Annotated in this window: 25 protein-coding genes and 1 pseudogene; 16 read left to right on the top strand and 10 right to left on the bottom strand. The window is 71.0% G+C overall.

From position 1 onward, the window contains the following. Nucleotides 1-27 precede the first annotated feature (27 nt). Both SJY07_RS23190 and SJY07_RS23195 read left to right on the top strand, forming a co-directional pair. Nucleotides 28-2,910: an aminotransferase gene (locus SJY07_RS23190; protein WP_380161707.1), complete on the top strand. Its 2,883-nt coding sequence runs from the start codon at nt 28-30 to the stop codon at nt 2,908-2,910. A gap of 42 nt (nt 2,911-2,952) precedes the next feature. Next, nucleotides 2,953-3,984 (top strand): agmatine/peptidylarginine deiminase, encoded by a 1,032-nt coding sequence (locus SJY07_RS23195; protein ID WP_380161708.1) that lies wholly within the window; start codon nt 2,953-2,955, stop codon nt 3,982-3,984. Here SJY07_RS23195 and SJY07_RS23200 read toward each other — a convergent pair. After that, nucleotides 3,978-4,931 carry a sugar phosphate isomerase/epimerase family protein gene (locus SJY07_RS23200; protein ID WP_380161709.1) on the bottom strand — a complete coding sequence of 318 codons (954 nt, stop codon included), beginning with the start codon at nt 4,929-4,931 and terminating at the stop codon, nt 3,978-3,980. The genes SJY07_RS23195 and SJY07_RS23200 overlap by 7 nt on opposite strands. Nucleotides 4,932-5,161: 230 nt before the next feature. Here SJY07_RS23200 and SJY07_RS23205 point away from each other — a divergent pair, with 230 nt between their 5' ends. Genes SJY07_RS23205 through SJY07_RS23230 form a run of 6 tightly spaced genes read left to right on the top strand, consistent with a single transcriptional unit; the run spans nt 5,162 to nt 11,778 of the window. Then, complete coding sequence (locus SJY07_RS23205) at nt 5,162-6,151, top strand: HD domain-containing protein (protein ID WP_380161710.1); 990 nt, start codon at nt 5,162-5,164, stop codon at nt 6,149-6,151. 24 nt (nt 6,152-6,175) lie between these two features. Then, nucleotides 6,176-7,237: a Gfo/Idh/MocA family protein gene (locus SJY07_RS23210; protein WP_380161711.1), complete on the top strand. Its 1,062-nt coding sequence runs from the start codon at nt 6,176-6,178 to the stop codon at nt 7,235-7,237. Then, nucleotides 7,234-8,169, top strand: coding sequence for an MBL fold metallo-hydrolase (locus SJY07_RS23215; RefSeq protein WP_380161712.1), 936 nt, complete (start codon nt 7,234-7,236; stop codon nt 8,167-8,169). The genes SJY07_RS23210 and SJY07_RS23215 overlap by 4 nt, the downstream gene beginning before the upstream one ends. Beyond that, entirely contained in the window at nt 8,166-9,731 is a 1,566-nt protein-coding gene (locus SJY07_RS23220; protein ID WP_380161713.1) for a YcaO-like family protein, read from the top strand. The genes SJY07_RS23215 and SJY07_RS23220 overlap by 4 nt, the downstream gene beginning before the upstream one ends. Then, on the top strand, nt 9,728-11,035 hold the full coding sequence (locus SJY07_RS23225; protein ID WP_380162490.1) for a glycosyltransferase family 4 protein: 1,308 nt from the start codon (nt 9,728-9,730) through the stop codon (nt 11,033-11,035). Before SJY07_RS23220 ends, SJY07_RS23225 begins: the two co-directional genes overlap by 4 nt. Nucleotides 11,036-11,046: 11 nt before the next feature. Further along, a complete protein-coding gene (locus SJY07_RS23230) occupies nt 11,047-11,778 on the top strand; it encodes a PIG-L deacetylase family protein (protein WP_380161714.1) in 732 nt (243 codons plus the stop codon). A gap of 385 nt (nt 11,779-12,163) precedes the next feature. On the opposite strand, the gene SJY07_RS23235 is transcribed toward SJY07_RS23230, so the two are convergent. Continuing rightward, nucleotides 12,164-12,772: a class I SAM-dependent methyltransferase gene (locus tag SJY07_RS23235; RefSeq protein ID WP_380161715.1), complete on the bottom strand. Its 609-nt coding sequence runs from the start codon at nt 12,770-12,772 to the stop codon at nt 12,164-12,166. 234 nt (nt 12,773-13,006) lie between these two features. Here SJY07_RS23235 and SJY07_RS23240 point away from each other — a divergent pair, with 234 nt between their 5' ends. Next, the gene (locus SJY07_RS23240; protein WP_380161716.1) at nt 13,007-13,708 is read left to right on the top strand and encodes a DUF6518 family protein; all 702 of its coding nucleotides are present in this window, start codon (nt 13,007-13,009) and stop codon (nt 13,706-13,708) included. 68 nt (nt 13,709-13,776) lie between these two features. On the opposite strand, the gene SJY07_RS23245 is transcribed toward SJY07_RS23240, so the two are convergent. After that, complete coding sequence (locus tag SJY07_RS23245; RefSeq protein WP_380161717.1) at nt 13,777-14,019, bottom strand: hypothetical protein; 243 nt, start codon at nt 14,017-14,019, stop codon at nt 13,777-13,779. A gap of 340 nt (nt 14,020-14,359) precedes the next feature. Here SJY07_RS23245 and SJY07_RS23250 point away from each other — a divergent pair, with 340 nt between their 5' ends. Beyond that, the gene (locus SJY07_RS23250; protein ID WP_380161718.1) at nt 14,360-14,953 is read left to right on the top strand and encodes a GrpB family protein; all 594 of its coding nucleotides are present in this window, start codon (nt 14,360-14,362) and stop codon (nt 14,951-14,953) included. 66 nt (nt 14,954-15,019) lie between these two features. Here SJY07_RS23250 and SJY07_RS23255 read toward each other — a convergent pair whose 3' ends face one another. From SJY07_RS23255 to SJY07_RS23265, 3 genes are all read right to left on the bottom strand, one after another. Beyond that, nucleotides 15,020-16,315 (bottom strand): IS256 family transposase, encoded by a 1,296-nt coding sequence (locus SJY07_RS23255; protein WP_380156340.1) that lies wholly within the window; start codon nt 16,313-16,315, stop codon nt 15,020-15,022. Between the two features lie 232 nt (nt 16,316-16,547). Continuing rightward, nucleotides 16,548-16,724 (bottom strand): hypothetical protein, encoded by a 177-nt coding sequence (locus SJY07_RS23260; RefSeq protein WP_380161719.1) that lies wholly within the window; start codon nt 16,722-16,724, stop codon nt 16,548-16,550. 219 nt (nt 16,725-16,943) lie between these two features. Beyond that, nucleotides 16,944-17,396 carry a hypothetical protein gene (locus tag SJY07_RS23265; RefSeq protein ID WP_380161720.1) on the bottom strand — a complete coding sequence of 151 codons (453 nt, stop codon included), beginning with the start codon at nt 17,394-17,396 and terminating at the stop codon, nt 16,944-16,946. 184 nt (nt 17,397-17,580) lie between these two features. Here SJY07_RS23265 and SJY07_RS23270 point away from each other — a divergent pair, with 184 nt between their 5' ends. Continuing rightward, the gene (locus tag SJY07_RS23270; RefSeq protein WP_380162492.1) at nt 17,581-18,003 is read left to right on the top strand and encodes a transposase family protein; all 423 of its coding nucleotides are present in this window, start codon (nt 17,581-17,583) and stop codon (nt 18,001-18,003) included. An 88-nt stretch (nt 18,004-18,091) separates the two neighbouring features. On the opposite strand, the gene SJY07_RS23275 is transcribed toward SJY07_RS23270, so the two are convergent. Together SJY07_RS23275 and SJY07_RS23280 are read right to left on the bottom strand one after the other, a co-directional pair. Further along, nucleotides 18,092-18,970, bottom strand: a complete 879-nt coding sequence (locus SJY07_RS23275) for an NmrA/HSCARG family protein (RefSeq protein ID WP_380161721.1) — start codon at nt 18,968-18,970, stop codon at nt 18,092-18,094. An 81-nt stretch (nt 18,971-19,051) separates the two neighbouring features. Further along, nucleotides 19,052-19,492, bottom strand: coding sequence for a MarR family winged helix-turn-helix transcriptional regulator (locus tag SJY07_RS23280; RefSeq protein WP_380161722.1), 441 nt, complete (start codon nt 19,490-19,492; stop codon nt 19,052-19,054). A 98-nt stretch (nt 19,493-19,590) separates the two neighbouring features. Here SJY07_RS23280 and SJY07_RS23285 point away from each other — a divergent pair, with 98 nt between their 5' ends. Continuing rightward, nucleotides 19,591-19,848, top strand: a complete 258-nt coding sequence (locus tag SJY07_RS23285) for a histone-like nucleoid-structuring protein Lsr2 (RefSeq protein ID WP_380161723.1) — start codon at nt 19,591-19,593, stop codon at nt 19,846-19,848. Nucleotides 19,849-20,155: 307 nt separating this feature from the next. On the opposite strand, the gene SJY07_RS23290 is transcribed toward SJY07_RS23285, so the two are convergent. Both SJY07_RS23290 and SJY07_RS23295 read right to left on the bottom strand, forming a co-directional pair. Continuing rightward, nucleotides 20,156-21,232 (bottom strand): glycosyltransferase, encoded by a 1,077-nt coding sequence (locus SJY07_RS23290; protein WP_380161724.1) that lies wholly within the window; start codon nt 21,230-21,232, stop codon nt 20,156-20,158. A gap of 119 nt (nt 21,233-21,351) precedes the next feature. Further along, nucleotides 21,352-21,570 (bottom strand): hypothetical protein, encoded by a 219-nt coding sequence (locus tag SJY07_RS23295; protein ID WP_328291840.1) that lies wholly within the window; start codon nt 21,568-21,570, stop codon nt 21,352-21,354. 314 nt (nt 21,571-21,884) lie between these two features. Between SJY07_RS23295 and SJY07_RS23300 the strand changes: the two genes are divergently transcribed. The 4 genes and pseudogenes from SJY07_RS23300 (at nt 21,885) to SJY07_RS23315 (ending at nt 25,904) form a co-directional block, all read left to right on the top strand. Next, nucleotides 21,885-22,604 (top strand): transposase family protein, encoded by a 720-nt coding sequence (locus SJY07_RS23300; RefSeq protein ID WP_380161725.1) that lies wholly within the window; start codon nt 21,885-21,887, stop codon nt 22,602-22,604. A 9-nt stretch (nt 22,605-22,613) separates the two neighbouring features. Continuing rightward, nucleotides 22,614-22,856, top strand: a pseudogene (locus SJY07_RS23305) (ATP-binding protein); the annotation flags it as partial. A 205-nt stretch (nt 22,857-23,061) separates the two neighbouring features. Continuing rightward, nucleotides 23,062-23,448, top strand: coding sequence for a hypothetical protein (locus tag SJY07_RS23310; protein WP_380162494.1), 387 nt, complete (start codon nt 23,062-23,064; stop codon nt 23,446-23,448). Then, a complete protein-coding gene (locus tag SJY07_RS23315) occupies nt 23,448-25,904 on the top strand; it encodes a DUF4132 domain-containing protein (protein ID WP_380161726.1) in 2,457 nt (818 codons plus the stop codon). Before SJY07_RS23310 ends, SJY07_RS23315 begins: the two co-directional genes overlap by 1 nt. Nucleotides 25,905-26,193: the final 289 nt, after the last annotated feature.

Below are 26,193 nucleotides of genomic sequence, written 5' to 3' on the forward strand. Positions count from 1 at the left end.
TCCCGTCCCGCCCCCGAGGGAGACGCCGTGTCCGAGGTCTTCGACTACTTCGCCCAGGTCGACCTGCCCACCCCGATACTCACCGACGACGAGGTGCGCCGCCACGTCGCCGAGGTGTTCGGCGTCGAGGTTGACGTGCGGTCCCTCGGCAGTCAGCAGGACCAGAACTTCCGGCTGTTCCCCCGGGGTTCGAGCGAGCCGCTGGGGGTCCTCAAGCTCAGCAACCCGGTGTTCAGCGAGTCCGAGATCGAGATGCAGGACGAGGCCGCCGCCGTCGTCGCGCACCGTCACCCCGGCCTGCGCGTGCCGCGCCTCGTCGACGGTCCCCGCGGGGTGATGTCGGCGTGGTGGGACACGACGGGCGGACGTCTGCACGCGCGGGTCATCGAGAATGTCTCCGGGCGGACCCTCATGGGCTCGAGGTACCTGTCCCCGCCGGTCGTCGAGGCGATGGGGCGACTCGCCGCCGCCGTCAGCACCGCCCTGTCCGACTTCACCCACCCGGCGCAGACCCGGGTGCTGCAGTGGAACCTGCGCCACGCGGACCGGGTCGTCGACACCCTCCTCCCGCTCGAACCGGACGCTGCGGTGCGTGCCGTCGTGGGGGCGGCCGCCGTGGCGGCGCGCAATGCGCTGGCCCCGGTGGCCGCGGGACTCCCGGTGCAGGCCGGGCACTTCGACGTCACCGACGACAACGTGCTGCGGCCCGAGGGCGGGGTCGTCCCCGACGCGGTGATCGACTTCGGCGACGTGTGCGCGTCGTGGCGGGTGGGTGAGATCGCGGTGACGGTGTCCTCGATCCTGCACCACGACGGCGCCACGCCCGAGAGCGCGCTGACCGCCGTCCGCGCCTTCGACTGCGACCGTCCGCTGGACGACGACGAGATCACCGCCCTGTGGCCGCTGGTGGTCCTGCGCGGTGCGGTGCTGGTCCTCAGCGGCCGGGCCCAGGTGCGCCTGGACGAGCAGAACTCCTACGCCTCCGGCGCCCTCGACCGTGAGTTCCGCATCCTGGAACGGGCCACGTCGGTACCGCTCGCCGTCCTCACCGCCGCGACCCGCGCGGCGCTCGGACGACCGGTGGCGCCGGAACCGGCGTGGTCGGGGGACACCCTCCTGCCCCCTCTCGCGCGTCGGGTCGAACTCGACGCGTCGACGGAGTCGCCGCTGAACGACGCCGGGGCCTGGCTCGACGCGTCGACCCTCGAGAACGCCGCCCTGGCGGCCCTCGACGCCGGCGCCGAGATCGTCACCGTGCCCGCCTGGCGACCGGTCGTCACCAGTTCCCTGCCACCGCCGGCGGCGACGGCCGAGACGGTGTCCACCGGCGTCACCGTGTGGCTGGCCCGTCCGAGTCCCCTCGGTGTGGGTTCCGGTGAGGTCAGCCAGACCGCGCAGTCGCTCCGCTGGACGTCGACGGGAGGGACCGTCACCGTCACCGGAGAACTCGGGAACGACGGGTCAGGGGTGCTCCCCGCCCGCACCCGACTCCTCGTGCAGCGTTGCGCCGCAGGGCAGGATCAGCCACCGGCCCGGGTGACACCGCGGCTCGCACGCGCGTGGCGGGCGGTGGTCGGTGATCCCGGGGCGGCGATCGGCGTCCCCTCCGAGGGGGAGCGAGAAGGAACCGGGGACGACGTCCTGCGGCGCCGGCACCGCGTGCTCGCCGAGGTCCAGGAGCACTACTACGCGGCGCCCCCGCAGGTCGAACGCGGCTGGCGCGAGTTTTTCCTCGACGTCGACGGCCGCGTCCACCTCGACATGGTGAACAACGTCGCGTCGGTGGGTCACGCGCACCCCCGCGTCGTCGCCGCGGCGTCCCGTCAGATGCACCTGCTGAACACGAACTCACGGTTCCACTACCGGGCCATCACCGACTACGCCGAGCAGTTGTCCGCGACGCTGCCCGAGGGGCTCGACACGGTGTTCTTCGTGAACTCCGGCTCCGAGGCCACCGACCTGGCCGTCCGGCTCGCGATGGCGTCCACCGGGCGCCCCGACGTCGTCGCGATGCGCGAGGCGTACCACGGCTGGACCTACGCCAGCGACGCGGTGTCGACGTCGATCGCCGACAACCCGAACGCCCTCTCCTCGCGCCCCGCATGGGTGCACACCGTCGACGCCGCGAACTCCTACCGCGGGCGTCACCGGGGCGCGGACGCCTGGCGCTACGCCCCGGAGGCCGTGGCCGTCATCGACGGGCTCGCGGCCGGTGGACGTCCGCCGGCGGGGCTGATCTGCGAGCCGTACTTCGGCAACGCGGGCGGGGTCGCCCTCCCCGAGGGGTACCTGGAGCAGGTCTACGCCGCGGTGCGCCGCCACGGTGGTCTCGCCATCGCCGACGAGGTGCAGGTGGGTTTCGGACGCCTGGGGGAGTGGTTCTGGGGTTTCCAGCAGCAGGGTGTCGTGCCCGACGTGGTGGCGGTGGCGAAGTCCATCGGTGCCGGCCACCCGCTCGGGGCGGTGATCACCCGACGGGAGATCGCCGACCGCTACCGCACGCAGGGGTACTTCTTCTCCTCCACCGGCGGGTCGCCCGTCTCGGCGGTGGTCGGCTCGGCCGTGCTCGAGGTGATCCGGTCGGAACGCCTGCAGGACAACGCCCGCGTGGTGGGCGCGCACCTGAAGCGGCGCCTGGAGGACCTCGGCCGCGAGCACGACCTCGTCGGCACCGTGCACGGTTCCGGCCTCTACCTCGGCGTCGAGTTCGTGCGGGACCGCACCACCCTCGAACCCGCCACCGAGGAGACGGCCGCGATCTGCGACCGCCTGCTGGAACTCGGGGTCGTCATGCAGCCCACCGGCGACCACCTCAACGTCCTCAAGGTCAAACCACCCCTGTGTGTCTCACGGGCGTCGGTCGACGTGTTCGCCGACGCGCTGGGACACGTCTTGAGGACCGGCTGGTGAACGCCGGTGTTCCCCGAACCGAGAGGAGCTGTCGTGTGGCAGATGCCCGCTGAGACCGATCCGCACGAGCGCACCTGGATGGCGTTCCCCCGTGAGGGGTTCACCCTCGGCGCCGGGGCGCAGACCCGGGATGAGGGATACCGGGCCTGGACCGACGTCGCCCACGCGGTGGCGCAGTTCGAACCCGTGACGATGGTGGTCGACCCGACCGAGACCGCCCGGGCCCGGCGGATGCTCGACCCGGCCGTGGAGATCGTCGAAGCCCCCCTCGACGAGTTCTGGATGCGCGACGTGGGCCCGACCTTCGTGCTGGACCGCGACCGTTCCGGAGTCCTCGGGGCGGTCGACTGGATCTTCAACGGGTGGGGTGCCCCGGACTGGGCGGGGTGGCAGAAGTCCGCGGGCATCGCCCGGATCGTCGCCGAGCACGTCGGCGCCGAGGTCGTCGACTCCCTGCTGGTCGCCGAGGGGGGCGGCCTGCACGTCGACGGCACCGGTACGGTGCTGCTGACCGAGACCGTGCAGCTCGACCCCCGGCGCAACCCGTTCGCAGACCGGAGGCGGGTCGAGGCCGAGATGGCGCGCACCATCGGCGCGACGCAGGCCGTCTGGCTCTCCCGCGGTCTCACGCGCGACTACGACGAACTGGGCACCCGGGGCCACGTCGACATCGTCGCCACCTTCGCCGCGCCCGACCACGTCCTGGTCCACCACCAGCGGGACGAGGGACACCCCGACGCCGCGGTGTCGCGCCAGTGCCGGGCGGAACTGCAGGCGGCCTTCGAGAGCACGGGCCGCGCGGTCACCCTCACCGACCTACCCGCCCCGGCGACGCTGCGCGACGGTACGGGCCCCGTCGACTGGAGCTACGTCAACCACCTCGTCGTCAACGGCGGGGTGGTGGCCTGCGGTTTCGGTGAACCCGAGGCCGACGCCCGCGCCCGCTCGATCCTGAGCGAGGCCTACCCGGGCCGCACCGTCGTCACCGTCGACGCCCGTCCCCTGTTCGAACGCGGAGGCGGCGTCCACTGCATCACCCAGCAGCAACCCGCGACGGCCGGACCGGTTCAGTGAGCCGAGGCGGTGCTCCTGGTCTCGAGGGAGGACAGGTCGATCGACCGGGACGGCCGCGCCAGGGACGGGAAGCGCTCGCGGAGGAACTCCTCGCTGCGCTGTGCGGCGTCGCGGTGCACCGGATCGTGGTCGTAGAGTTCCACGCTGATCCAGCCCTCGTACCCGTCGGCCAGAACCCGGCCCACGGCGTCGAAGTCGACGTCCCCGTCTCCGGGAACGAGGTGCGCGTGCACGCGGTCGGCGATGTCCTCCACCTGCAGGTGCCGGGTGATCGGGAGGTGGCGGGAGAGTGAACCCAAGGCGTCCTCCTCCTCCACGACGCAGTGTCCGAGGTCCTGGCTGAGCCACAGGTCCGGGCTCGCCGTCCGTTCCAGCACGACCGCGACGTCGGCGTTCGTCCGGCAGTGGAACCCTGGTTCGGGCTCGATGCCCAGGACCGTGCTGCCGCGGGGAAGTCCTGCTGCATCGAGAGTTTCGTGCAGCGTGTCGAGCAGGACGGCCAGGGCCTCGTCCAGCCACGCGTCGGCCTGGGCCGCACCGACCTCGGGACGCCGCTTGCCGGTGGAGAACACCACGAGCGGAACTCCGACGAGAACCCCGATGCGGACGCTGCGCTGCAACAGGTCCAGCCGGCGGGCGCGTTCGGCGGGGTCCGGGTCCACGAGCGCGGGTTCGAAGGCCTCCTCGCTCAGCAGGTGCGGGTCCCCGGTGGCCAGGCTGCACGCGACCATGCCGTTCGCCGCGAGGGTTTCCCGCAGGCGGGCCGCGTCGGCGGCGGAGAACGTCCACGGGTCGACGTGCTGGGCGTTGAGCGAGAGTTCGATGCCGTCGTACCCGCGGTCGGCCAGCGTCCGGACGGCGTCGTCGAGGCTCACCGAGCGCAGACCGTTCGCGTTGTAGGCGAGACGGGCGCGCGGGGTCGAGGGGGTCAGGGAGGTTTCGGGCACAGGTGCTCCTCGTGGTCGCGTGAGTCGCGGTGGAGGGGAAGAGTCGGATCAGCCTGGCAGCGGTCTCGGTGCTGCGCCCGACGACGATACGCACGATCTGACCGAGTGCGCTTCCGGAGTCACAGGACGTGAGAATCGTCACGGGAAGTCCGGTGTGCGGACTCCCGGGGAGCGGGGCACAGTGACGCCGTGCCGTTCACCGTGCCGAGCGCAGGAGCTCGAACCCGCCGATGACCTCCCCTCGACCCTTCTCCGTCGCAGGGCCCGACCCCGCGAACTCCGGTTCCCCCGCAGCTCCGGTGGTGGAACCCTCCACGTTGCAGCTCCTGCGGGAGGTGGCGGACGTGAAGCGCCTGCGCGACGCCCGAGGACCGGGTTCCCTCGCCGACCGCGCGTTCGTCCGGTCCTGGCGCGTTCTCCTGCAGGAATGGTCGGTGGACCACGTCCTGGCCCTGGCCCTGCGGGAGGTGGCCCACGCCCTGGTCGCGGCCCGTCTCGCCGGGGTCGACGCCGACGTCCTGGCCACGGCCGGTCTGGACCGGGACGAACGTCTGCTCGTGCTGCAGCGCGCCTTCGACGCCGTCACGGCGACCGCCGAGGGCGGTTTCGGTGACCTCGCCGACCTGCGCGCCGCGCTGGACCCCGACCCGTTCGCGGAGGAGCTCCTCCCTGCCGCACCGGCCTTCGTCGACGCCCTGGTCCGGCAGCCGCGAGCCGGGGCCACCCACCCGGTGCTGCCGCGCGTCGTCGTGGAACCCCCCGAGAGCCACGGTGACCACTGCTTCGTCACCGCGGTGTACTCCGCGCTCGTCGCACCGCGCTTCGGCGTGGGGCGCGGCGAGGCGTTCCTCGTCGCGCTGGCCCACCACCTGCCCAACGGCGACCTCCCCGACGCCGGGTTCGGCGGCGAGGTCCTGCTCGGGGAGCACTACCTGCGCGTGCTGGCGGCCCTGGAGCAGCGGTCCCTGCAGCAACTGCCGCAGGGCCTCGCGGAGCGCCTGCGGGTCCTCCTGCCGCAGCGCGAGACCACCGACACCCCCGTGGGGCGGGTCTTCAACACCGCTGACGTCCTGGACCGCGTGCTGCAGGTCCACCACCACGCCCGTGAGGCGGCGTTCACCGCCGCCCAGGCCCTCGACGACCTGGACATCGTCCACCCCGGCGCCGTCCAGCAGTTCCAGCTCGGTGTCCTCGCGGGCGCCGGCATCCCGGTGCGCTGAGCACCCCGTCCACCGAGGAGTCCCGTGAACACCCCTGACGAACTGCACGACGACGAGCGGACCGGCTGGGTCATCGCCGGAGCGGGCTGGGTCGCCCGCGACCACATGGCCCCCGCCCTGGCCGCCTCGGCCACCAGCCGGGTCGTCGCCGTCGTCGACCGTGACCTGGAGGCGGCGACCGCCCTCGCGGCCCGCTTCCCGGGCGCGCAGGCGCACGACGACCTGGCCGCGGCCTTCGCCACCCCGGGGGCGCGGATCGTCTACGTCGCCACCCCGAACCACGCCCACCGCGAGGTCGCGCTGGCCGCGGCCGACGCGGGGTTGGCCGTCCTGTGCGAGAAGCCGCTCGCGGCGAGCCTGGAGGACGCCGCGGCGCTGGTCGCCGGGTGCGAACGCGCGGGAGTGGTGGCCGCGACGGCCTTCGACCAGCGGTTCCACCCCGCCCACGAGGTGATGGCCGAGTTCATCGCCCGGGGCGACCTGGGCACCGTCACGGCCGTCCGCATCGTCTACGCGTGCTGGTTGCCGCCCGGGTGGGCGCCGCCCGGCAGCACCACGGGTGACAACTGGCGCGTCGACCCCGTCCGGGCCGGTGGCGGGGCCTACATCGACCTCGCCCCGCACGGGCTGGACCTCGTCGGCACCCTGCTGGGCGAGGACGTGGCCACGGCCACCACCCACGTGCAGCACCGCGTCCACGACTACGCCGTCGACGACGGTTCCGTCCTCGTCGGCAGCACCTCCTCCGGGGTGCTGGTGACGATCTCGAACTCGTTCAACACCGTCGAGACCCTGCCGCGCCGTCGGCTCGAGATCGTCGGTACCGCAGGGCAGCTCGTCGCCAACGACACCATGGGACAGGACGCCGGTGGCCGCGTGGAGTTCATCGACGCCGCCACGGGTGCGTCCCGCGACCTGGAGTTCGACACCACCACGTCACCGTTCACCGGCGAACTGCGGGCCCTGGAGGCCGCGGTCACCGGCGGGGAGGACTGGCGCTTCCCGATGTCGCGGGACCTGCGCCTGCTGAACCTGCTGCACGACGCCCTCGGCGCGCAGCCCCGACCCGTGGAGGCACGAGCATGACCGGACCCGACGACGCCCACGCGATGCGCGGGGTCCGCGCCGCGGAACTGGCGCCCCTGCCCACCCGGGCCCACCGCGAGCACCGCGCCTACTCCTGCACGAACTGCGGCCACTGGCAGCGCTGGTTCGCGCACACCCCGCCGCCGTCGTGCCCGGTGTGTTCCGACGTCCGCAACGAACTGCCCGTCGACGGGTTCGAGTTCCTGCGCGAGACCGAGGTCGACGCGCTCGTGACGACGTCCTGGCGCGAGGCCGTACCCGGGGTCACCGAGTTCTGGGGCGACCCCGTCGTGGGGCTCGGGTCGCACGGCTGGGTGCTGGAGACCTCCGACGGCCTGCTCGGCTTCGAGGCCGCCCCGTGGTACTCCGCCGACGCGCTGGCCGAACTGCGCCGCCGCGGTGGCCTGCGGGTCCTGGCCTCCAGCCACGTCCACGGTTTCGGCGGGCTGTGGCAGCTGCAGGACGAACTCGACCCGCCCGTCGTCTCCGTCGGCGTCCACGACCTCACCTGGACCAAGGCCTTCCGCGTGACCTGGCCGGCCGACGACCGGACCGAGCTGGCGCCCGGGATCACCCTGCACCGCACCGGCGGGCACTTCCCCGGGCACAGCGTCCTGCACGACGCCGATCGCGGCCTGTTCTTCTGCGGCGACTCCCTCAAGATCGACCTCGACGAGGACGGGAACGCCGCGGCGCTGAGCGCCCACAAGGCGTTCCACGCGCAGATCCCGCTGTCCCGGGCCGAGTTGCGCAGCATGCGCGAGATCGTCGGGCAGCTGGAGTTCGACACCGTCTTCAGCCCCTTCGAGTTCGCCCGCGGGGTCACCACGGCCCACGTCGTGGCCCTCGTCGACCACATGCTCGCCAACCCCCCGTCGGCGTCCCCGGTGCCGATGGACCTGCTGACCCGGACCGTGGAGGTCTTCGCGTGACCGCACCCCGTCGCCTGACCGTCGACCACCCCGTCCAGGAGGGGCAGGACCACCTCGCGACCGAACGCTTCCGCGACGTCTTGGGGGAGCGCGACCGCTTCCAGTTCCCGACCTACCGCCTGGACACCGTCGGCATCCCCTCGTGGTGGACGATCGCCGCGACCGGCGACGCCGGGGTGGCCGCCATCGGCCACGGGTACGGCGGCACCGACGCCGACGCACGGCGCTCCAGCTGGGGCGAGTCCGCGGAACTGGGTCTGCTGCGCCGCACCGTGGCCACCCTGGAGCACCGGCGCGCCACCCGGAACGAGCTGGTCGCCGAACTCGGGGCCGACGCCGTCCTGGACCCGCCGGCGGTGTGCCTGGACGCCGGCGCGCCCTACACGCCCGACGTGACGCTGAACTGGCTGCCGTTGCAGCGCTACGGCACGGGGGAGCGGGTCTGGGCCCCCGCCGACGTCGTGCTGCGCGACTCCGACGAACTGCCCGACGGTTTCGTCGACGACCTGCCCCGCCTGGTGACCCGGCACGGCAACGGCCTCGGTGCCGGCGACAGCCTCGAACGCGCGGTCGCGCACGGGATCGGAGAACTCCTGCAGCGCGACGGCAACGGGACCCGCTTCCGGGCCCTGGACACCGGCGTCGTCCTCGACCTCGGCCCCGACGACGAACTCGTGACCGACCCCGTGACCCGCGACGCCCTGGCCCGGTTGCGGGCGGCGGGGGTGCGGGTCGTGCCCAAGCTGGCCAACGACTGGTGGGGCATCGCCAACATCACCGTCGTCGGCACCGACGACGACCCGCTGCAGCCGGTCATGGTGACCGCCGCCGGCGAGGCCGCCCACCCCGACCGGGAGGTGGCGCTGCGCAAGGCCGTGCTGGAGTTCGCCGCGGCCCGCTCCCGCAAGGCCTTCACCCACGGGGACCTCGACGCCGTCCGCGACATCAGCCCCGCCGGGTACGTCGAGCGCTACGCCGCCGACCCCTCCACCCAGGAGGAGCGCGCCCTGCGCGGGATGCTCGGCTGGCTGGAGAAGGACGCCGCTCAGCTGCGGTCCCTGCTCGAACCCGTCGTCCTGGCCGAACGCAGCCGGCGTCGCTTCGACACCCTGCCGACGTGGCGGGCCCCCGAGGGCGTCGACGAGCAGCAGGCCCTCTGCGCCCACCTCGTGGGTCTCCTGCGCGAGCGCGGGTTCGACGTGCTGGTGCTCGACTGCTCCGCCGAGCCCGTCGCCGTGGCCCGGGTCGTGGTGCCGGGTCTCGAGGTCGAGATCGTCAGCTACGGCCGGATCGGCGAACGCGGGCTGGTGGACCTCCTCGAACGCGGGGACGGTCGAACGGGTCTGCACGGCATCGCCGGCCTCGGGGTGCCCGGACAGGACGGGGTCCCCGCCTCCGCCGAACCCGTCCACCTCACCGACGCCGCCCGGGAACGCCTCGGCGGCCCGGCCTGGTTGGACCGGACCGCGCTCGACCGCGTCCTGGGGGAGCTGTACCCGCTCTACCGCGAACCGGCACTGCACGCGGCCGCCGTGGCCCGCGAGAACGGATGGACCGCATGAGGATCTGCCTCGTCTCCCGCCGCTACTGGCCCGCCGTGTCGGGCATGAGCGTGTACGCGGAGAAGCTCGTGGAAGGTCTGGTGGCCCGCGGCCACGAGGTCGTGCTGGTGTCGCAGTTCCGCGGTGACCCCGCCGGCAGCGCCGTCTACGGCGGCGGTCCGCCCCCCGCGGACCGGGTCCCGGCCAGGGTGCGGGCGATCGGGTTGGAGGCGTTGGGGGAGCAACGGTCGGGCGAGGGTCTGCCCGCCGACTTCGACGCCGACATCGCCGCGATGCGCGAGACCGTGGAGCGCCTGCACGCCGAGGAACCGTTCGACCTGCTGCACGCCCAGTACGCCTGGCCCACCGGGATGGCCGTCCTGGAGGCGTCCGCCTCGCTCGGCCTGCCCTCGGTGGTCAGCGTCCAGGGGGGCGACGGGCACTGGGTGGGGTTGTGCTGTCCCGCCCACTCCGTGGGGATCCGCACGGTCCTCGACCACGCCGGGGCCGTCCTCATCGGTTCCCGGACGTTCGCCGACGAGGTCGTGGACCACCACGGGACCGACCCGGAACGGTTCGACCTGGTCGGTGGAGCCACCGACACGCAGGCCTTCACCCCCGCCGACGAGGTCGCCGTGGGTGTGCTGCCCGCGGACGGGCCGGTGACGCTCCTCTTCCACGGCCGCGTCGACCGTCGAAAAGGCGTCCTCGACCTGCTGCACGGTCTCGCGGCGCTGCGCGCGGAGGGCCGGGACGTGCGGCTCCTCGTCTCCGGCATCGGCCCCGACGTCACCGCGGTCGCCGAACTCGTCACCGAACTGGGGCTGGACGACGTCGTGGAGCAGCGGGGTTACGTCCCCTACACCGAGGCGCCCGCCGTCTACCGCGACGCTCACGTGTTCGTCTCGCCGACCCAGTCCGAGGGTTTCTCGAACACGATCCTGGAGGCCATGGCCGCCGGGCTCCCCGTCGTCACCACCCGCACGGTGGGCGTCGTGGACTGCGTGCGCGACGGCGAGAACGGTCTGCTCCACGAGGTCGGCGGCGTCGCGGGTCTGGTCGACGCCCTGCGTCGTCTGCTCGACGACCCGGCCCTGGGGCCGAAGCTGGCGCAGCAGGCGCTGAGCGAGGTGCGCGAGGTCTGGTCCTGGCCGGCTCTGACGGAACGCGTGGAAGCCGTCTACCACCGGGTCGTCGCCACGCCGCCGGACACCGCGTGGACGCAGGTCCCGCCCGCCGAACGCCCTACCAGCAGGGGGCGGGGCGTGGAACCCACGACCGCCGACTCCGACTGCCGGTTCCTCGTCACCCCCCACCTCCTGTGAACCGCGCCGGGGTGGACCCCGCGCGGGTCCTCGCCGTCTCCCCGCACCTGGACGACGCGGTGTTCTCCGCCGGGGCGCTGTTGACCGGGTTGGTGGCCGCGGGGGCCGAGGTCACGGTGCTCACCGTCTTCACCGGCAGCGTGACGGACCCGACGGGTTTCGCGTTGGCCTGCCAGACCGACAAGGGTCTGGCCGACGACGTCGACTACATGGCCCTGCGTCGCGCCGAGGACGTCGCGGCCGGCGCCGCCCTCGGCACGACGGGTTTCCACCTCCCCCTCCTCGAAGCGCCGCACCGCGGGTACCACAGCGCCGCAGCGCTCTTCGGGCCCGTCGTCGCCGGGGACGAGGGGTGCCCGGTCGCGATCGGGGAGGCCCTCACGGCGTTCCTCGACGAGCGGTTCGGGGGTTCCGTGGACCTGCTGCTGGGTCCGCAGGCTCTCGGCGACCACGTCGACCACCGCCACGTGCGCACGGCGGTCGACGTTCTCGCCCACGACCGGGGCCTGTCTCTGGCCCGGTGGGCGGACACCCCCTACGTCCTGCGGGCCGGAGCGGAGACTCCCCTCGGCGACCCCCGGTACCCCACGGAGGAGGAACTCGACGCCAAGGTGGAGGCGTGCGCCGCGTACGCCACGCAACTGGGTTTCCAGTTCGACGGGACGGACGCGATGGTCCGGGCCTTGCGGGCCCTGCCGGAGACCTTCTACCCACCGTTGCCGGTGGACGCGCGGACCAGGTGAACCCGGTCAACGGCGGCCCTGCCGCGAACCGGCGTACCCGGGTTCGCGGATCCGGCGCCACCGCTGCGGCACGCGCAACCCCGCGACGGCGTTGTGGACCGGTGCGAACGTGATCGGTCCTCCACCTCGCCCTCGTCGAGGCACAGTTCGGCGAACGGCCTCCACGGCCCGCGCGGTCCGAGCCCGGCTCCTCGATCCAGCCGACCCCGGTCCCCGCGGTCAGGCCGTGCCGGACCGGTCGGCCGGTGTGGACGATCCCGCGCGGGTGCAGCGCCCTGGCTCCGCGGACGGCGGCCAGGGTGCGGAAGAGGGTGAACATCACCCCCGGCACCTTCCCCGTCCACGGGGGTGGCACACCTCACGGGGCGTCCGGGACGAACACCCGTCAGCGGCGGCGCAGGCGGTACCACTGCGGAGTGGTACCGCGCAGCGGCCCCGGGAACCCCCGGCTGTCGGTGGCGTCCTGGGCCACGACGTCCCAGCCGGGAAAGGCCTCGGTGACGTCGGAGGAACTGGCCCCGCGGGGCAGAGGCCCTCGGCGCCCCGGCGCGAACGCGAGCACGAGCAGGGTGGCGTCCGGCGCGGCGCAGGCGGTGATCCCGCGGCCCAGCTCGGAGCGTTGCCTGCGGCGGAGGCCGTTGAAGCAGCCCGCGTCGAGGAAGAAGTCGACGGGGGCTCCGATCCGGGCCGGGTCCAGTGCCGTCACGTCACCTTCGAGGGCGTGGACGTCCACCCCGTGCTCCTGCGCCCGCTCGGTGGTCCGGCGCACGACGGACGGCACCGCGTCGACGGCGCTGACGTCCCAGCCACGGCCGGCCAGTTGCACGGCGTGGGCGCCGGTGCCGCACCCGAGGTCGAGGGCGTGGCCGAAGGGGGCGACGCGTTCGGCCTCTTCGCGCTCGATCAGCGCGGTGAACTGGCCGGCGCCCACCTCCATGGCGCGTTCCCACGGTGTGATGCCGAGGCGGTAGGCGAGGGAGTAGCTGACGTTCACGGGAACCTTCCCACCGGTTGGAGGACTTCCAGGAGGAGCAGAGTGTCACGGCGGGGGAAGAGGTGGGCCGCGGCCGCGGTGAGGACCTCCCCGCCACCGTCGGCACCACCGCGCGATCAGCGGTACGAGCGTGGGTTCGAGCCCGGGCATCAACCCGGGGTACGAGGAATCGATGGTCGAGGATCCGACCACGCGGTGATGTTCAGACCGATCGTCACGGGGCAGGCTTCGACCATGAGCGAACCCGCCGCACTGAAGACCTCGCCCCGTTTCCCGTGGGCCGGGGGCGGCCGGCGCGACGGCTCGGCCGGTGGGCTGGACGCGTCTCCGTTGCTCGGTGCGGCAGTGCTGATCGGCGCGGTGTGGGGGGCGTCGACGTCAGGGCTGCAGACGCTGCTGCCCTGGCCCTTCGCCGGGCTGGCCAACGCGGTGGGCCCCTGGGTCGCTCCCGCGTTCCTGGTCGGTGCCTGGAGCCGGCGGCCCTGGGCCGCGGTCTTGGCCGGTGTCGCGGTGTGCTTCGGGGAGGTCGCCGGCTACTACGCCGTGTCCGCTGCGCGCGGCTTCGGCGTCAACCCCTCCAACGTCGTGCTGTGGGCCGCTACCGGTGTGTTCGGCGGGCCGGTCCTGGGGGTGGCCGGCTGGTGGTGGCGACGGGCGGCTGCGCCGCGGGTGGCCGCGCTGGGGGCGGCGCTGCTGGGCGGGGTCTTCCTCGCGGAGGGAGTGGTCACCTACGGGCTCTACCTGCGCTACCCGGGTGAGGCGGTCGTCTCCTGCGTCCTCGGTGTCCTGTTGGTGGTGGTCCTCGGCGCCACCGCGTCGGCCGCGCGGGCAGTGGGTGCGCGAGCCCGGGGTGTGGGTTCGGCTGCGGCGTGGTTGCTGTTGGTGTTGCCACTGGGTGCGGCCGGGGAGGTTCTGCTGCGTCTGGTCGTGACCTGAGCCGGGCGATCTCCATCCGCTCGGCCGGCGGGTGCGGTACGTCGAAGCAATCCACGGTGGAAGGTGGGTCAGTGAGGTACGGGAGGGTCGTCGCACTGCCCCGGCGACGTGATCGGCGACGTGACGAGGTGGGCGCGCTGCCGTTGGGCGAGGCGCAGGTGCTGCTGCCAGAGGAGCAGTTCTCGGACTGCGTAGAAGATCGCGAGGCCGGCCAAGACGGTGAGGGCCACGGCGAACCAGGACGGCAACCCCAGGTAGCCGATGACGGCCAGGTGGATGGCGATGACGGCCATGAAGCAGTCCACGGCCACCAGGAGAGGTTTCTTGGGATCTGTTCCGCGTCGTCGACCCAGCAGTCGGGCACGAGCGGGTGGTGGCGTAGGGCGATCGGTCACCGGGTCAGGATGCCGGGACGTGGGGGCTCCTGTCTGCTGGGATCAGCCTGTTGCGACGGTGACGTCGAACCGGGAACTAGCCGGTGGGCGACCGTGAAGAGAGTTGAGGAACAGGGTCTCCCGATCGTCGTTGGTGCGCGCACCGTGGGATGACCGGACGATTCTTGATCTGCCCCGGCGGCGGGAGTGTGCCTGCACGACCGACACGCGCTCGTGCTGACACACCATGGCTCTTCTTCCCGCTACCGTCCGACGCATGCCTGGACCTGCGGTGCTCCAGCCCTACGACCCTGCCTGGCCCGGACGAGCAGCGCAGCTGCTCGTTGCGGTGGAGAAGGCGATGAAGCCCCTGGGAGTGGGCGAGTCCCTCGAGCACATCGGCTCCACCTCGGTGCCGGGCCTGATGGCCAAGGCCTGCATCGACCTCCAGATCGTCGTCAGCGAGCTGCCTCGACCTGAGCCGCTGGACCAGGCGTTGGCCTCGATCGGTTTCGTCCCCACCACCGGCTCGCGCCCGGACTCTCCGGGGGTGTACCGCGACATCCCTCGCGGCTCCGAGCAGGTGCCCGACGAGGTGTGGCGCAAGCGACTCTTCGTGCACGACATCGACGGACCTGAGGCCGCGATCCTGCACATCCGCCTCGGTGCCTCGCCGTGGGGTCGCTACGCCCTGTGGTTCCGCGACTGGTTGCGCGCCCATCCTGAGGCCCGTGACCGCTACGCCTCCTTCAAGGCCGGCGTGGCCGCTGAGCACATCGGCGATGCTGACTACGACGACTACACCCGCGCCAAGACCGTCTTCTTCGATGAGGTGCAGGAGCAGTTCGAGGCGTGGGGACGCAGCCACTGACGATCGCGACGGATGGAGTCCCGTGAAGTGGTGTAACTCCTGCGCGTGAAGCGCTGCGGTTTCGGACTATGCCGTGAGGGCGGCGGTCCTGTCGAGCGGGGTGACCGTGTCGGGGTTCACGGTGACCGCGGCGGTGGGCAGGACGGTGGGTTCGGGCGGAGTCAGCAAGGCCATGGAGGCCTCGGAGAGGTAGCGACGTTCCCCGGACTGCCACTCATCGTGGGCCTCGATCAGCACGCACCCGGCCAGACGCAGCAGGGCCTTGGCGTTGGGAAAGATCCCCACCACGTCAGTGCGGCGCTTGACCTCCCGATTCAGGCGTTCGATCGGGTTCGTCGACCAGATCTTCTTCCAGTGCGCCTCGGGGAACACCGCGAACGCCGTCACGTCCGGACCGGCCTCATCCAGCATCTCCGCGACCGCAGGGAACTGCGCGCGCAGGGTGTCGGCGACGACGCGGACCTGCTCACCGACAGCCTCCGCGGTGGGCTGGACGAAGATGGTGCGGACCATCGCCGCGACCGCGTCTGACTGCCCCTTCGTGACCCGACTCAAGACGTTGCGCATGAAGTGGACCCGGCATCGCTGCCAGGACGCGCCGGTCATGCTCTGCTCGATCGCCGAGACCAGACCGCGGTGCTGGTCGGAGATCACCAGCTGCACCCCGTGCAGACCCCGCTCGCGCAGTGAGGTCAGGAACTCCTTCCAGAACGCCAACGTCTCGGCGTCTCCGACGTTGCAGCCCAATACTTCCCGGTGTCCATCCGCGGTGACGCCGGTGGCGATGACGACTGCTTGAGAGACGACACGTGCGCCCTTGCCGTGCTGGTCACCGCCGACGCGGGCCTTGCAGTACGTCGCATCGAGGAACACGTATGGGGTCGCCTGCGCGTCCAACGGGCGGCTGGTGAAGGTGGCGACCTCGGTGTCGAGGTCGGCGCAGATGCGGGACACCTCGGACTTGGAGATGCCCGATTCAGCGCCCAGGGCCTCGACGAGGTCGTCGACCTTGCGGGTGGATACGCCGTGGACGTAGGCCTCCATGACGACGGCGTGCAGGGCCCGGTCGATGCGCCGGCGAGGGTGCAGCAGGGTCGGGAAGAACGACCCCGTCCTGGTCTTGGGGATCTTCAGTGCGAGGTCACCTGCGGTGGTGGCGACGAGGCGGTCGCGGGTGCCGTTGCGCTGGGTCGTGCGCCCGGCTGAGCGTTCGTGGTGGCCGGCGCCGATGTGGTGCTCGGCTTCGGCATCGATGAGGGCTTGCAGGGCGCCTTGCAGGATTCGGCGCATGAAGGTGCCGTCGTCGGCAGTGGTGAGTGCTTCGGTGAGGGTGGACAGGGCAGACTGGTCCATGAGGGCCATCGCGTTGATCTCCTTCTACGAGTTCCTTGGCGGGTACTCGCAGAGCTTCACGCGGTGGCCCTCACCTGCTTGGTGGGACACGCTGGGGCGGGTCCTGAGGCGGGCCGGAGTTACACCACTCGAGGGGACTCACCCATCGCGACGTCCTCGAGCACTCACCTGAGTAGCGCGTTCCGTGCGGGATGACCGTGAGGTCGCTCACCGCTGGCGGCGCCGGACTGGGCAGCTGCGCCTACTGCGCACCCGGAACGTTCAGCCGAGCCAGGGCGTCCTCGAGGATCGCAGGATGCAGTGCCCAGCGCAGCCGCGCGTTCTGGCTCTCGAGGGTGATGAGGCAGTAGTCGGCGGCGATGCGCAGTTTGCCTTCGCCGGGACCGCGATGGCCGGGGTCGGTGGTGTCGACGTTCACGACGCGCAGCGTGGTGTGTGGCCGTCTGCGTGAGAGGAGCCACGGCGTGAACGTGATCGTGCTTGAGCCCGGACCCACCGCTCTCGGTGGGTGAGTTCGTGTTGACCTGCCGAAGGCAGGTCAACACGAGAAGGGCATGAGGTAGCCGCCAACCAGTGTCGGCTCTTCCACTGCGGCTCCTGATCGTGCCCCTCCGCGGCGGTGGGCGTCGGGCGGTGCTCAGGTCCGGCAGGCGCCCGCCGACAGCAGCCGGGCGATCTTGGCGATCGCCGCCAGCAGGTTCTCCAACCCGGACTGCCAGGGCCGACCGACAGGGGTGTGCAGCCGCAACCGTCGAACCGAGAAAGCCAACCGGGCGGGCAGGCTGATCAGCTTGCGCCCGATCGTCCCCGCGCGTTCACGGCGGTGCACGGTCCCGGACAAAACCGCGATCGCGACCAGCACCAACCACGCCGCGTTCGCCTGGAACTTCCCCGACGGCAGGTGCGCCAACGCACCGTCCTTGGCCTCGGCGATCACCGACTCGATGACCGCGTGCGGGCAGTGATCCTTCTCCGCCGCCAGCATCGGCAACGGCGAATCGGTGAACACCGAGTGATAGCGGTAGGTGTCGAACGAATCAGGCTCTTGTGACTCATGTGTGAGCTGAGCCCAGCGCTGTCGACGCGCCACTGACCTGCTGAGATGCGGGCGCACGCCGTCCTGGTGGCTACGGTCCTGATTGTCGAGATCGGAACCGTCACCACGGGAGAACGGCCTGCGCGGGACCAGGACACGGGTGGAGCTGCTCGGGCTGCAGCAGGCCCTCGTCGAAGACGCCGAGTTCGACGAGGACGCCGGCGTGCTCGGCGTGTCGGTGCGGGTCCCCAAGCGCGCCGCGAACCGGTACGGGCGGTGCCGGCGGCCGTGCCGCCGCTTCGACGACGGGCGCGGGGTCCGGCGGTGGCGGGCACTGGACGTGGGCGGTGTGCGGGCCTACGTGCAGGCAGCTGCGCCGCGGGTTCGGTGCCGGAGGCACGGGGTGGTGGGTCAGCAGCAAGGTGGCGATGTGCTGCACAACGGTCCTGGAGGTGGGCAGCACAGCGGTGTCGGTGACAGCATCAGGCGCGGCGGAACTCCGGTGGTGGGTGTTGCTGTGGGAGGCCCTCCGTCTACCGGAGTTCCACCTCCACCCGCGAACTCGGATCCCAGGCCGACGACCGGGAGTCGCATCTGCGTGCCGCTGACAACAGGTCAGTGTGCCGGTGTGGGCCTCGGGCATGGCCCGGGGGCTTCGTGACGACTTCAACCGTTGGCGGATGCGTTTGCCGTGCCCAGAGCGCCGAGCCCGTGGGTACGATCACGGGGCGTTCATCGCGGCCAGAGGCTCAAGAACCAGCCACGTTCGGGGACGGGACCCAACCGGTAGAGCGGATCCACTGGGCCAGGTCCAGGGTGGCCGGCTCGATTGCCCGCACCGCCGCAAGATCGGTCGGGTAGTCCGCCATCTTCGCGAACTGGCGGAACATCGCCCTGTCGAGGTCGCTGGGAAGCACACTCAACGGGAGGGCCTCGTACCGTGCCGGGAGCCCGGCGTACGCGCCGAACGCCGCGGCGATCTGAGGGCCCGTCAGCTCATCGCCGACGAGCTCGACGACTCCGCCGGGCGCCTGCGCGGTGTTGAGCGAGAGCGCGGCAGCGACCCGACCGACGTCCCTGACCGAGATCATCTTCAGGACGGCGTCCTCGGGCAGCGGCAGCCGAAGCACGAGCTCTCCGTGCTCCAGCTTGGGTGCCATCACTTCCATGAAGGGGGTCGAGCGAAGCATCGAGGCCCTCAGGCCCGACTTCCTCAGGTGCTCCTCGATCGTGTGCTTCGAGTCGTGGTGCGGCACGCCCGACTCATGGTCCGCGCCGAAGACCGAACTGAACACGACGTGCGGGACGCGTACCGCGGCCGCCGCGTCGACGAGGGCGATGCCGATGCGGATCTCCGTCTCGACCTCGTCGAGGTTGTTCGCCTCCGGGGTCATGAAGTAGAACGCCTCGACTCCCATCAACGCGGCGCTCAACGAGGCCGCGTCGTCACTCCGGATGGCCACCAGCTCGACGCCGCGGGCCGCCAGCGCCTGAGCCCGGTTGGACTGCGGGTCGCGGACCAAGGCCCGGACCGGGGCTTCGTGGTCCAGCAGCGCGTCGATCACCGCGCCACCCTGTTGTCCCGTCGCGCCGAAGACGGCGATCGTGCCGGTCGTCTGTGTGCTCATCGCTTCCACCCCTCACTAGTTCATGCCATGAACCAAACTAGTTCATGGCATGAACATCGTCAAGGCGGGTCTAGCGGAACTTCACGGCGTGCTGGGCTGCTTCGAGGTGGACGATGAAAGACCCGAAGCGTCCACGACGGCGGTGGCCACGCGCTCGAGGTCGCGCTGATCGTCGGCGTCGAGGTTTCTCGCGATCTCAGGCAGGCGCCTGGTGATCTCGGCGTACACGGCCTCAGCGAGCACCTTCCCCGTGGGCGTCGCACTGAGCATGACGACCCGGCGGTCCTGCGCCGAGCTTGCCCGGGCGACCAACTCGAGGCGCGCGGTGCGATCCACCAGCTGGCTCAAGGCGTTCTTCGTCATGCCCAACGCCGCGACGAGTTCGGCCATCTGCCGCGGCTCGTTCCTGACTGCGCAGATCAGCGTGGCCTGCGAAGGGGTCAAGTCGAACTCGGCGCAGATCTGCACGTACTTGCGTTGAATCACCACCGAGAGCCAGAAGAGCTTGTCGCCGTAGTCCACGCCAGCCTCCCCTTCCGATGACGGACGATCAGCCTACTCGTCGCTGACCGGCAGATCGTTCTGCACACCTCGGACACGGTCGCATCACGTGACGGATCGTGACCATCACGCCGTTACCGGGAAAGGCTCACTACGAGATCGACCTCAGCACCGAGCACGCCCACCAACTGCGCGTCGGCCTCGACGTGTTCATCCAGCACGCCCGCCGCACCGGGAAGCGGACTGTCGGACATCGCGACGACTACCGGCGCACCACTCTCACCCCTGATCACCACATCGTCTTCGCCTGGACCCTGGACGACGGCCACCCCGTCCCTGCCACCGTCCGCATCAGCCCGGCCGTCCTGCGCGCCTGACAGGACATCCACTGACCCCAGTCGCCCGAACACCCGTACCCTGCGCCATCGCGACCCGGGAGCGCCGGGGAGGGTATGGGAAGGCGCCGCTGGAAGCGTCGGCGAGGTTGAGCTCGTAGGGCAACAGGAGTAGGCGGTCAGGGGATGTAGCCGGGCGGAGACCCTCGCCGTGCCCTGCAGCCCCACATCCCCGACATCTCGTGCTGTCGACGCTGCCGTGTGGCAGGCTCGGTCCACCACCACGACGCCATCTTCTCCCCAGTGCCGTTGCGATGGTGAGTACAGCAACGCCGTCTTCTGGGCTAGATCATCCATTGACCATCGTGATGCGGTCCACGATCTCGCGGGGGCCCATCGCCGAGCTGATCTGCGCCGCGAGGCGCTGAGCAGCCACGCGATGGTCATCCCCTGCGAGCAACTCGTGCACTGCTGCGGCAACACGTGAGCTGTCGGTGACGCTGACTCCTGCACCTGCTCGAACGACGCTCTCCGCGATCGCGGGTTGGTCTGCTCCTTGAGGCCACAGGACCAGTGGGATTCCCTGGCTCAGGGCGGCCAGAACGGTCCCTGCCCCTCCGGCGGTGACCACGGCCACAGCTCCCACCAGCAGCTCGGCGAGCGGTCGAAATGGCACCCAGGAGACGGTCGTCGTGTCGCCGGGAACGGCACTGTCGGGTAGGTCTTCGCCAAGCATCATCGCTCGTGTCACCACGACGTGCATGCCGCCCTCAGCCAAACTGTCCGCAATGGTGCTGAGTGCTGCCGTGTCCGGGAATGTCGTGCCCAGGGTCACCAACACGTGCTTCTCACGCGTCGCCGCGCGACTCGATGCAGCGGGGTCTGCTGATCGGTGCGCCGTCGCTTGCATCGGCCAGCGGTTCGCGGTGGTGACCGGCTTGTCGCGAAGGGCGTTGGGCCACAGATCGATGATGCTCGTCGGCTCGGGGATCCTGAGCCCGGCGGTATCGAACCGTTTCTCGGCGGCGGCGGTGATGGCTCGCAGCCACTGTTCAGGGATGTCGACGGTCATGACGAACTCGTGCCACGGGACCGTCAGGACAGCGGAGAGGTATGGACCCAGAGTGTTGTACATGTCCGAGACGATGACGTCTGGCGCCCAGGTCCGGGCAGCAAGAACAGCATCGTCGATCGCGTAATCGAGCTGGACACCCCCGAACGTCTCACCAATGCCTTCGACGGTGGGGTGCATCAGGTCGCCTGCGGTGCGCTCGGCGGCAACGGAAGCGAGCACCATCGGCATCGGTCCGGCCGGCAGGAACGTCGTCGATGACGGCAGTTGCGTCTCCACCAGCGTTCGAAGCTCTTCGCTCACCATGACGGCGACGGCGTGTCCCGCTTCAATTGCCGCGTGCACCAGGGGCACTTGGGGGAGGAGGTGCCCGTGAGCGGAGACGGACGCGAAAAGGATGCGCATGGGCGTGTTGGTTCCCCGGGTCGGTTGTCGAGTGTCGTGTGCTTCGGCTTGATGGTGTGTCACGGGGTCTAGCCGGGGACCCCTGGATCGACTCTATGGGTCTGCAGGTTCGAGGCGCCACCGAGCTGGTCCACGGCGTCGATGAGCGAGGTCGTCCGGGAGCCGGTGACGCCCAGGCCGGCTACTTCGACCGACATGTCGCAGGTCATGAGTTCGATTGCGCCAGCAGCGATGACAACGAGCACAGTCTGCTCGAGGTCGTTGATCGCGAAGATTGCGTTGGGCACGCACGGCCCGGGTTCTTGGAACTGCTCCCACCAAGAGTTCATCCCGGGGACGGGGAGCGGGTGGATCACCTGGAACGCGACACCAGGATGCGACCCAGGCAACCTTGACGTGGGCAACGCGGAACCCCGGTGCGAACTGGTTGACCTGTACCGCCATGGCGGTCTCGACGCATTGAGCCGTTGCCAGTAGCGCGGTAAGGCGGCTGCTCGAGTCAGGAGGCGAAGACGTTGGGGCACGTAGGGCCTGGGTGGTCACGATGGTGGCGACCAAGCTCAACCGCCATGCCCGTCAGGACCCTACGTGCTCTCCTGTCGTGCCAGCCTCGACGTCCCCCGCGGCCTCGCCCAAGCCGTTGCCCACCTGCTGTTCCCTCACCGCGCCCGCATCGGTACCCGTCGCGGTCGCCGACCTCGCCCGCGACGACACCGACAGCCTCTCCAGTGCCTACCGCTGTCTGCACGAAGCTCTCGACGTTCTCGCCGACCAAGCCCCCGACCTCACTGACGTGAGCGAGGACGCCCTCGAGGCCGGCCACGAGCACCTGCTGCTGGACGGCACCTCGATCCCCACCGACCGCGTCCACGACTGCGGTCCTGGATCCGATCGCTGGTACTCCGGCGAGCACGAGCACCACGGCGGCAACGTCCAAGTCGTCTGCGACCCCGACGGCCGACCCCTGTGGGTTTCACCGGTCGAACTCGGCGCCACCCACGACCTCACCGCAGCCGGCCGCCACGTCCTACCCGCGCTCTCCCCAGCCGCAGCACGGGGGCTGCCGGTCCTGGGCGACAAGGGCTGCATCGGCGGCGGTGTTCGCGTACCCGTTCGACGGCCGCGCAGAGGGCGAGTTCTCGATCGGAGCACTCGAGGGTGGAACTCCTACGTCAACACCGATCGCTCCTTCGTCGAGCACGGCATCGTTCACCTGAAGGTTCGCTGGCGGGCCTTGGCCCGCGCAACCCTCTGCTCCTGGGGCATCTCCGCCATCGTCGCTACCGCGCTGGTGCTCGGCATCTGGGAGAACCGGTACTGACGAAGGCTCACTGGCACCCAGTCGTCGTTCCGGTGGGTCGCGGCCGCCTACGAGCGGCGGTCCCTGGCCATCGCCTCGCGCTGGCCCTTCGAGCAGTGGGGCCGACTCCTGCCCGGGCAGACCACCGCCGCTTCGGTCCTGAACCGGCTCCTGCACCACGCGACGGTCGTGGTCACCAGCGGGGAGTCCTACCGGATGGGGCAGGCCCAGCAGGCCCGTGACGGTCGGAGGGAGGGCGCCCCGGGCCGCTGATCATCACGAGGGGTGGGGACTTCGACTTGGCCATCAGCGGGGACCGCTACCTGGCCATCGACGGACGATGCGGTCCATGTTCTCGTCGGCACCTGCGCTGGAGGTACGGATGAGGGCGGGGCCAGTGACCCCGAGTGCTGTCGCGCCGGGCGGCTGCACCTTCCGGTGGATGTCGGGGGTCGACTCTAGGGTCTTCGCTGTGGCAATGATCAACTTCGTCGACGAGACGACGTCCGGGCAACGCAGCGACGTGTGGGGACTGGAGGTGTCGGAGGAGACTCTCCCGTTGCGCGAACTGATCCGCCGGCGCATCTTCCAGGAGGTTTCCGAGCACCACGCCCGCCAGTTCGAGCCCTTCACCGGACTGGTGCAGCCCACCGCCACCGAGCGCGCCCTCAACGGCGAGCGCGTCCGCGCTCCCCATCGGGTGGACCCGCAGGAGCAGTTCGACCGAGCGGTGGAAGCATTCTCCGGCAACGGCTTCTTCGTCATCGTCGATGACCGGCAGGTCAGCGACCTCGACGCGGAGGTGGTCCTGCGCTCCGGCACCGAGGTCGTCTTCTTCAAGCTCGTGCCGTTGGTGGGTGGCTGATGACCGATGCCTGGACGCAGCGGTTGGTCGAGGACCTGCAGGGGGCCGCGGCGGCCGGGGATGAGGCCGAGCTGGTCCGACGCCTGCTCTCTGGCCACGGTGGGGCATCGAAGCCGTTCACGTCCGCGGTGCGCTCCTTCTCCCGTGACCTGCGCACCCGCCTGACGGAAGCGGTCCTGGCGCGCAGCGATGACGATGTCCTCGACCGGGCGTGGGCGTTGTCCCTCCTGACGCACGACCTGGATGGAGTTCTCACTGCCGACGACGTCGAAGGGGTGGTGCCCGACCTCGCGGGGCAGTGGACGTCGTTGCGTTCGTACCGCCTCGCTGGGTGCATCGAGCTCGCTCGCCGCGTCGGAGTTGAGGTGCCGCTGTCCCTGGTGGAGGTGGGGCGGCGTTCCGTCCAGTTGGAGCACTACGACCGCGGGCCTCTTCCCGCTGCACTCGCGGGGGTCTGCGCTCCTGCGCTGAACAGCGGGGAAGCGTGGTCCGACGCGCTCTTGGCGCAGCTGCCCGCGCTGAGGGCCGCGTGGCCCCTGTTGCTGGAGCACGCGCTGAGCGCGACCTCGGGAAAGCCGAGCGCCCGTTGGGAGGAGCAGGCGCGGAAGTGGCTGGTGGAGGTCGCCGACGGTTTCCGCCCGGCCGTCCTGAGCTGGCTCGCGCTCGTCGGGCGTCCCCGGACCGTGCCGCTGCAGCGCCAGCAGTGGGGGTACGACGCCAACGAGGCGTTCGACCCGCACAACGCCAACGCACTGCGCGGGCTGGTGTGGGCGCTGTCGCTGCTGCCCGGCGACGCCGCCACCGCCCGCGCTCTCGGCGCCCTCGTGGAGACCTCTCTGCGCAAGGTCCCCGGTCTGGGTCCGCGCAGCCCCAAGCTCGCCAACGCCGGCGTCTACGCCCTGTCCCGCCTCGAGGGGGAGGACGCTCTCGCCCAGCTGGCCCGGCTCGCGGCGCGCGTCACCTACAGGACGACCTTGAAGGAAGTCCATGCAGCCCTCGACCGACGGGCCGCGGCCATGGGGTTGTCGCGCGAGGAGGTCGAGGAGATCGCCGTCCCGGGCTACGGGCTGGAGGTCGGGGGCAGGTGCCTCCTGCAGCTGGGGGAGGCCACTGCGGAGCTCGCCGTCGACGCCAGCGACGTCACCCTCACGTGGCGCAACGCAGCGGGGAAGGTGGTGAAGTCCGTGCCGGGCGCGGTCCGGCGTGAGCACCCGGAGGAGCTGAAGGAGGTGAAGGCCACCGCCAAGGACGTCGCCGCGATGCTCAGCGCCCAGGTGGAGCGCTTGGACCGCCAGTTCCTCGCCCGGCGCACCTGGCCGTTCGCCGTCTGGCGCGAGCGCTACCTCGAGCATCCCCTCGTCGCGACGATCGCCCGCCGCCTGATCTGGGTGGTGGACGGTACCCCGCTCGGGTGGGCGGAGGGGGCGCTGCGTGGCCTCGACGAGGCAGTGGCTGAGCCGGGCGCGGACGCTGAGGTCTCCTTGTGGCACCCCGTCGGGCGCGACGTCAGCGAGGTGTTGGCGTGGCGGGAGTGGTTGGTCCGCCACGAGGTCGTGCAGCCTTTCAAGCAGGCCCACCGCGAGGTCTACCTGCTCACCGATGCGGAGCGCGCCACGGCCACCTACTCCAACCGTTTCGCCGCCCACGTCGTCCGCCAGCACCAGTTCAACGCCTTGGCCGCGGCCCGGGGCTGGAGGCACCGGCTGCGACTCGTGGTCGACGACAGCTTCCCGCCCGCCAGCCGGGATCTGCCCGAGTGGGGTCTGCGGGCGGAGTTCTGGGTCGAGGGCGCGGGTGAGGACTACGAGCAGGACGCTACCGAGGCCGGTGCCCACCTGCGCCTGAGCACCGACCAGGTCCGCTTCTACCCGCGTTCGGCACCCGAGAACACCAGTCACGGTTACGGCGGGGGGTATGAGTCCCGGGGCGGGACGCAGCGCGAGCCCGCGACCGCGTTGGCGCTTCAGGAGGTGCCAGCGCTGGTGCTGAGCGAGGTGCTGCGTGACGTGGACCTCTTCGTCGGGGTCGCCAGCGTCGGCAACGACCCCACCTGGCAGGACGGCGGGCCCGGGGGTCGGTTCCGGGCGTACTGGCAGTCCTACAGCTTCGGGGAACTCTCGACCACGGCAGCCACCCGACGTGACCTCCTGGCGCGCCTCGTGCCGCGGCTGGCGATTGCGGACCGCTGCTCCGTGCGGGGCAGGTTCCTCGTGGTGCGTGGGGACCTGCGTACCTACAAGATCCACCTGGGGTCGGGGAACATCCTCATGGAGCCGGACGACCAGTACCTCTGCATCGTCGCGAAGCAGGCTCCGGGTCCAGGTGGCGACGGAGTGTTCCTGCCCTTCGAGGGAGACGGCACTCTCGACTTGATCTTGTCCAAGGCGGCGCTGCTCGCCGACGATTCCGCGATCACCGACGCCACGATCACCTCGCAGATCAGCGGTGATCGGTGACGAGTTGCGCGACCTGGCACCTCTCCTCTCGCGCGAGGAAACGTGAGCTCGCGGAGGGTGGACGGGAGGGGGATCGGGGAAGTGAAGAAGTCGGTGGTTGGCCGTCGTGAGTGGTCAGGGCTGCGAGCGTCTGGGGTTTCGGCGGCGCTCGCGGGTCCACTGCGTCAGTGTCGCTGGGGTGGCGGGTCGGAGGTCGCCGATCTGTCGCGCCGCCGGCCTGCACGATCAGGTGCTGACCAGACGGTCTCGTGATCCTGGCGTCACGCGCACGGCGGGACGACCGTGACGT

The sequence above is a fragment of the Kineococcus sp. R86509 genome (genome assembly GCF_042466365.1).
GTDB lineage: Bacteria > Actinomycetota > Actinomycetes > Actinomycetales > Kineococcaceae > Kineococcus.

Bases quoted from the DNA above. Each gene is read 5' to 3' on its own strand.
- SJY07_RS23255 (WP_380156340.1), bottom strand. From the start codon at position 16,315: ATGGCCCTCATGGACCAGTCTGCCCTGTCCACCCTCACCGAAGCACTC.
- SJY07_RS23195 (WP_380161708.1), top strand. From the start codon at position 2,953: ATGCCCGCTGAGACCGATCCGCACGAGCGCACCTGGATGGCGTTCCCC.
- SJY07_RS23275 (WP_380161721.1), bottom strand. From the start codon at position 18,970: ATGAGCACACAGACGACCGGCACGATCGCCGTCTTCGGCGCGACGGGA.
- SJY07_RS23215 (WP_380161712.1), top strand. From the start codon at position 7,234: ATGACCGGACCCGACGACGCCCACGCGATGCGCGGGGTCCGCGCCGCG.
- SJY07_RS23240 (WP_380161716.1), top strand. From the start codon at position 13,007: ATGAGCGAACCCGCCGCACTGAAGACCTCGCCCCGTTTCCCGTGGGCC.
- SJY07_RS23310 (WP_380162494.1), top strand. From the start codon at position 23,062: ATGATCAACTTCGTCGACGAGACGACGTCCGGGCAACGCAGCGACGTG.
- SJY07_RS23315 (WP_380161726.1), top strand. From the start codon at position 23,448: ATGACCGATGCCTGGACGCAGCGGTTGGTCGAGGACCTGCAGGGGGCC.
- SJY07_RS23205 (WP_380161710.1), top strand. From the start codon at position 5,162: ATGACCTCCCCTCGACCCTTCTCCGTCGCAGGGCCCGACCCCGCGAAC.
- SJY07_RS23250 (WP_380161718.1), top strand. From the start codon at position 14,360: ATGCCTGGACCTGCGGTGCTCCAGCCCTACGACCCTGCCTGGCCCGGA.
- SJY07_RS23225 (WP_380162490.1), top strand. From the start codon at position 9,728: ATGAGGATCTGCCTCGTCTCCCGCCGCTACTGGCCCGCCGTGTCGGGC.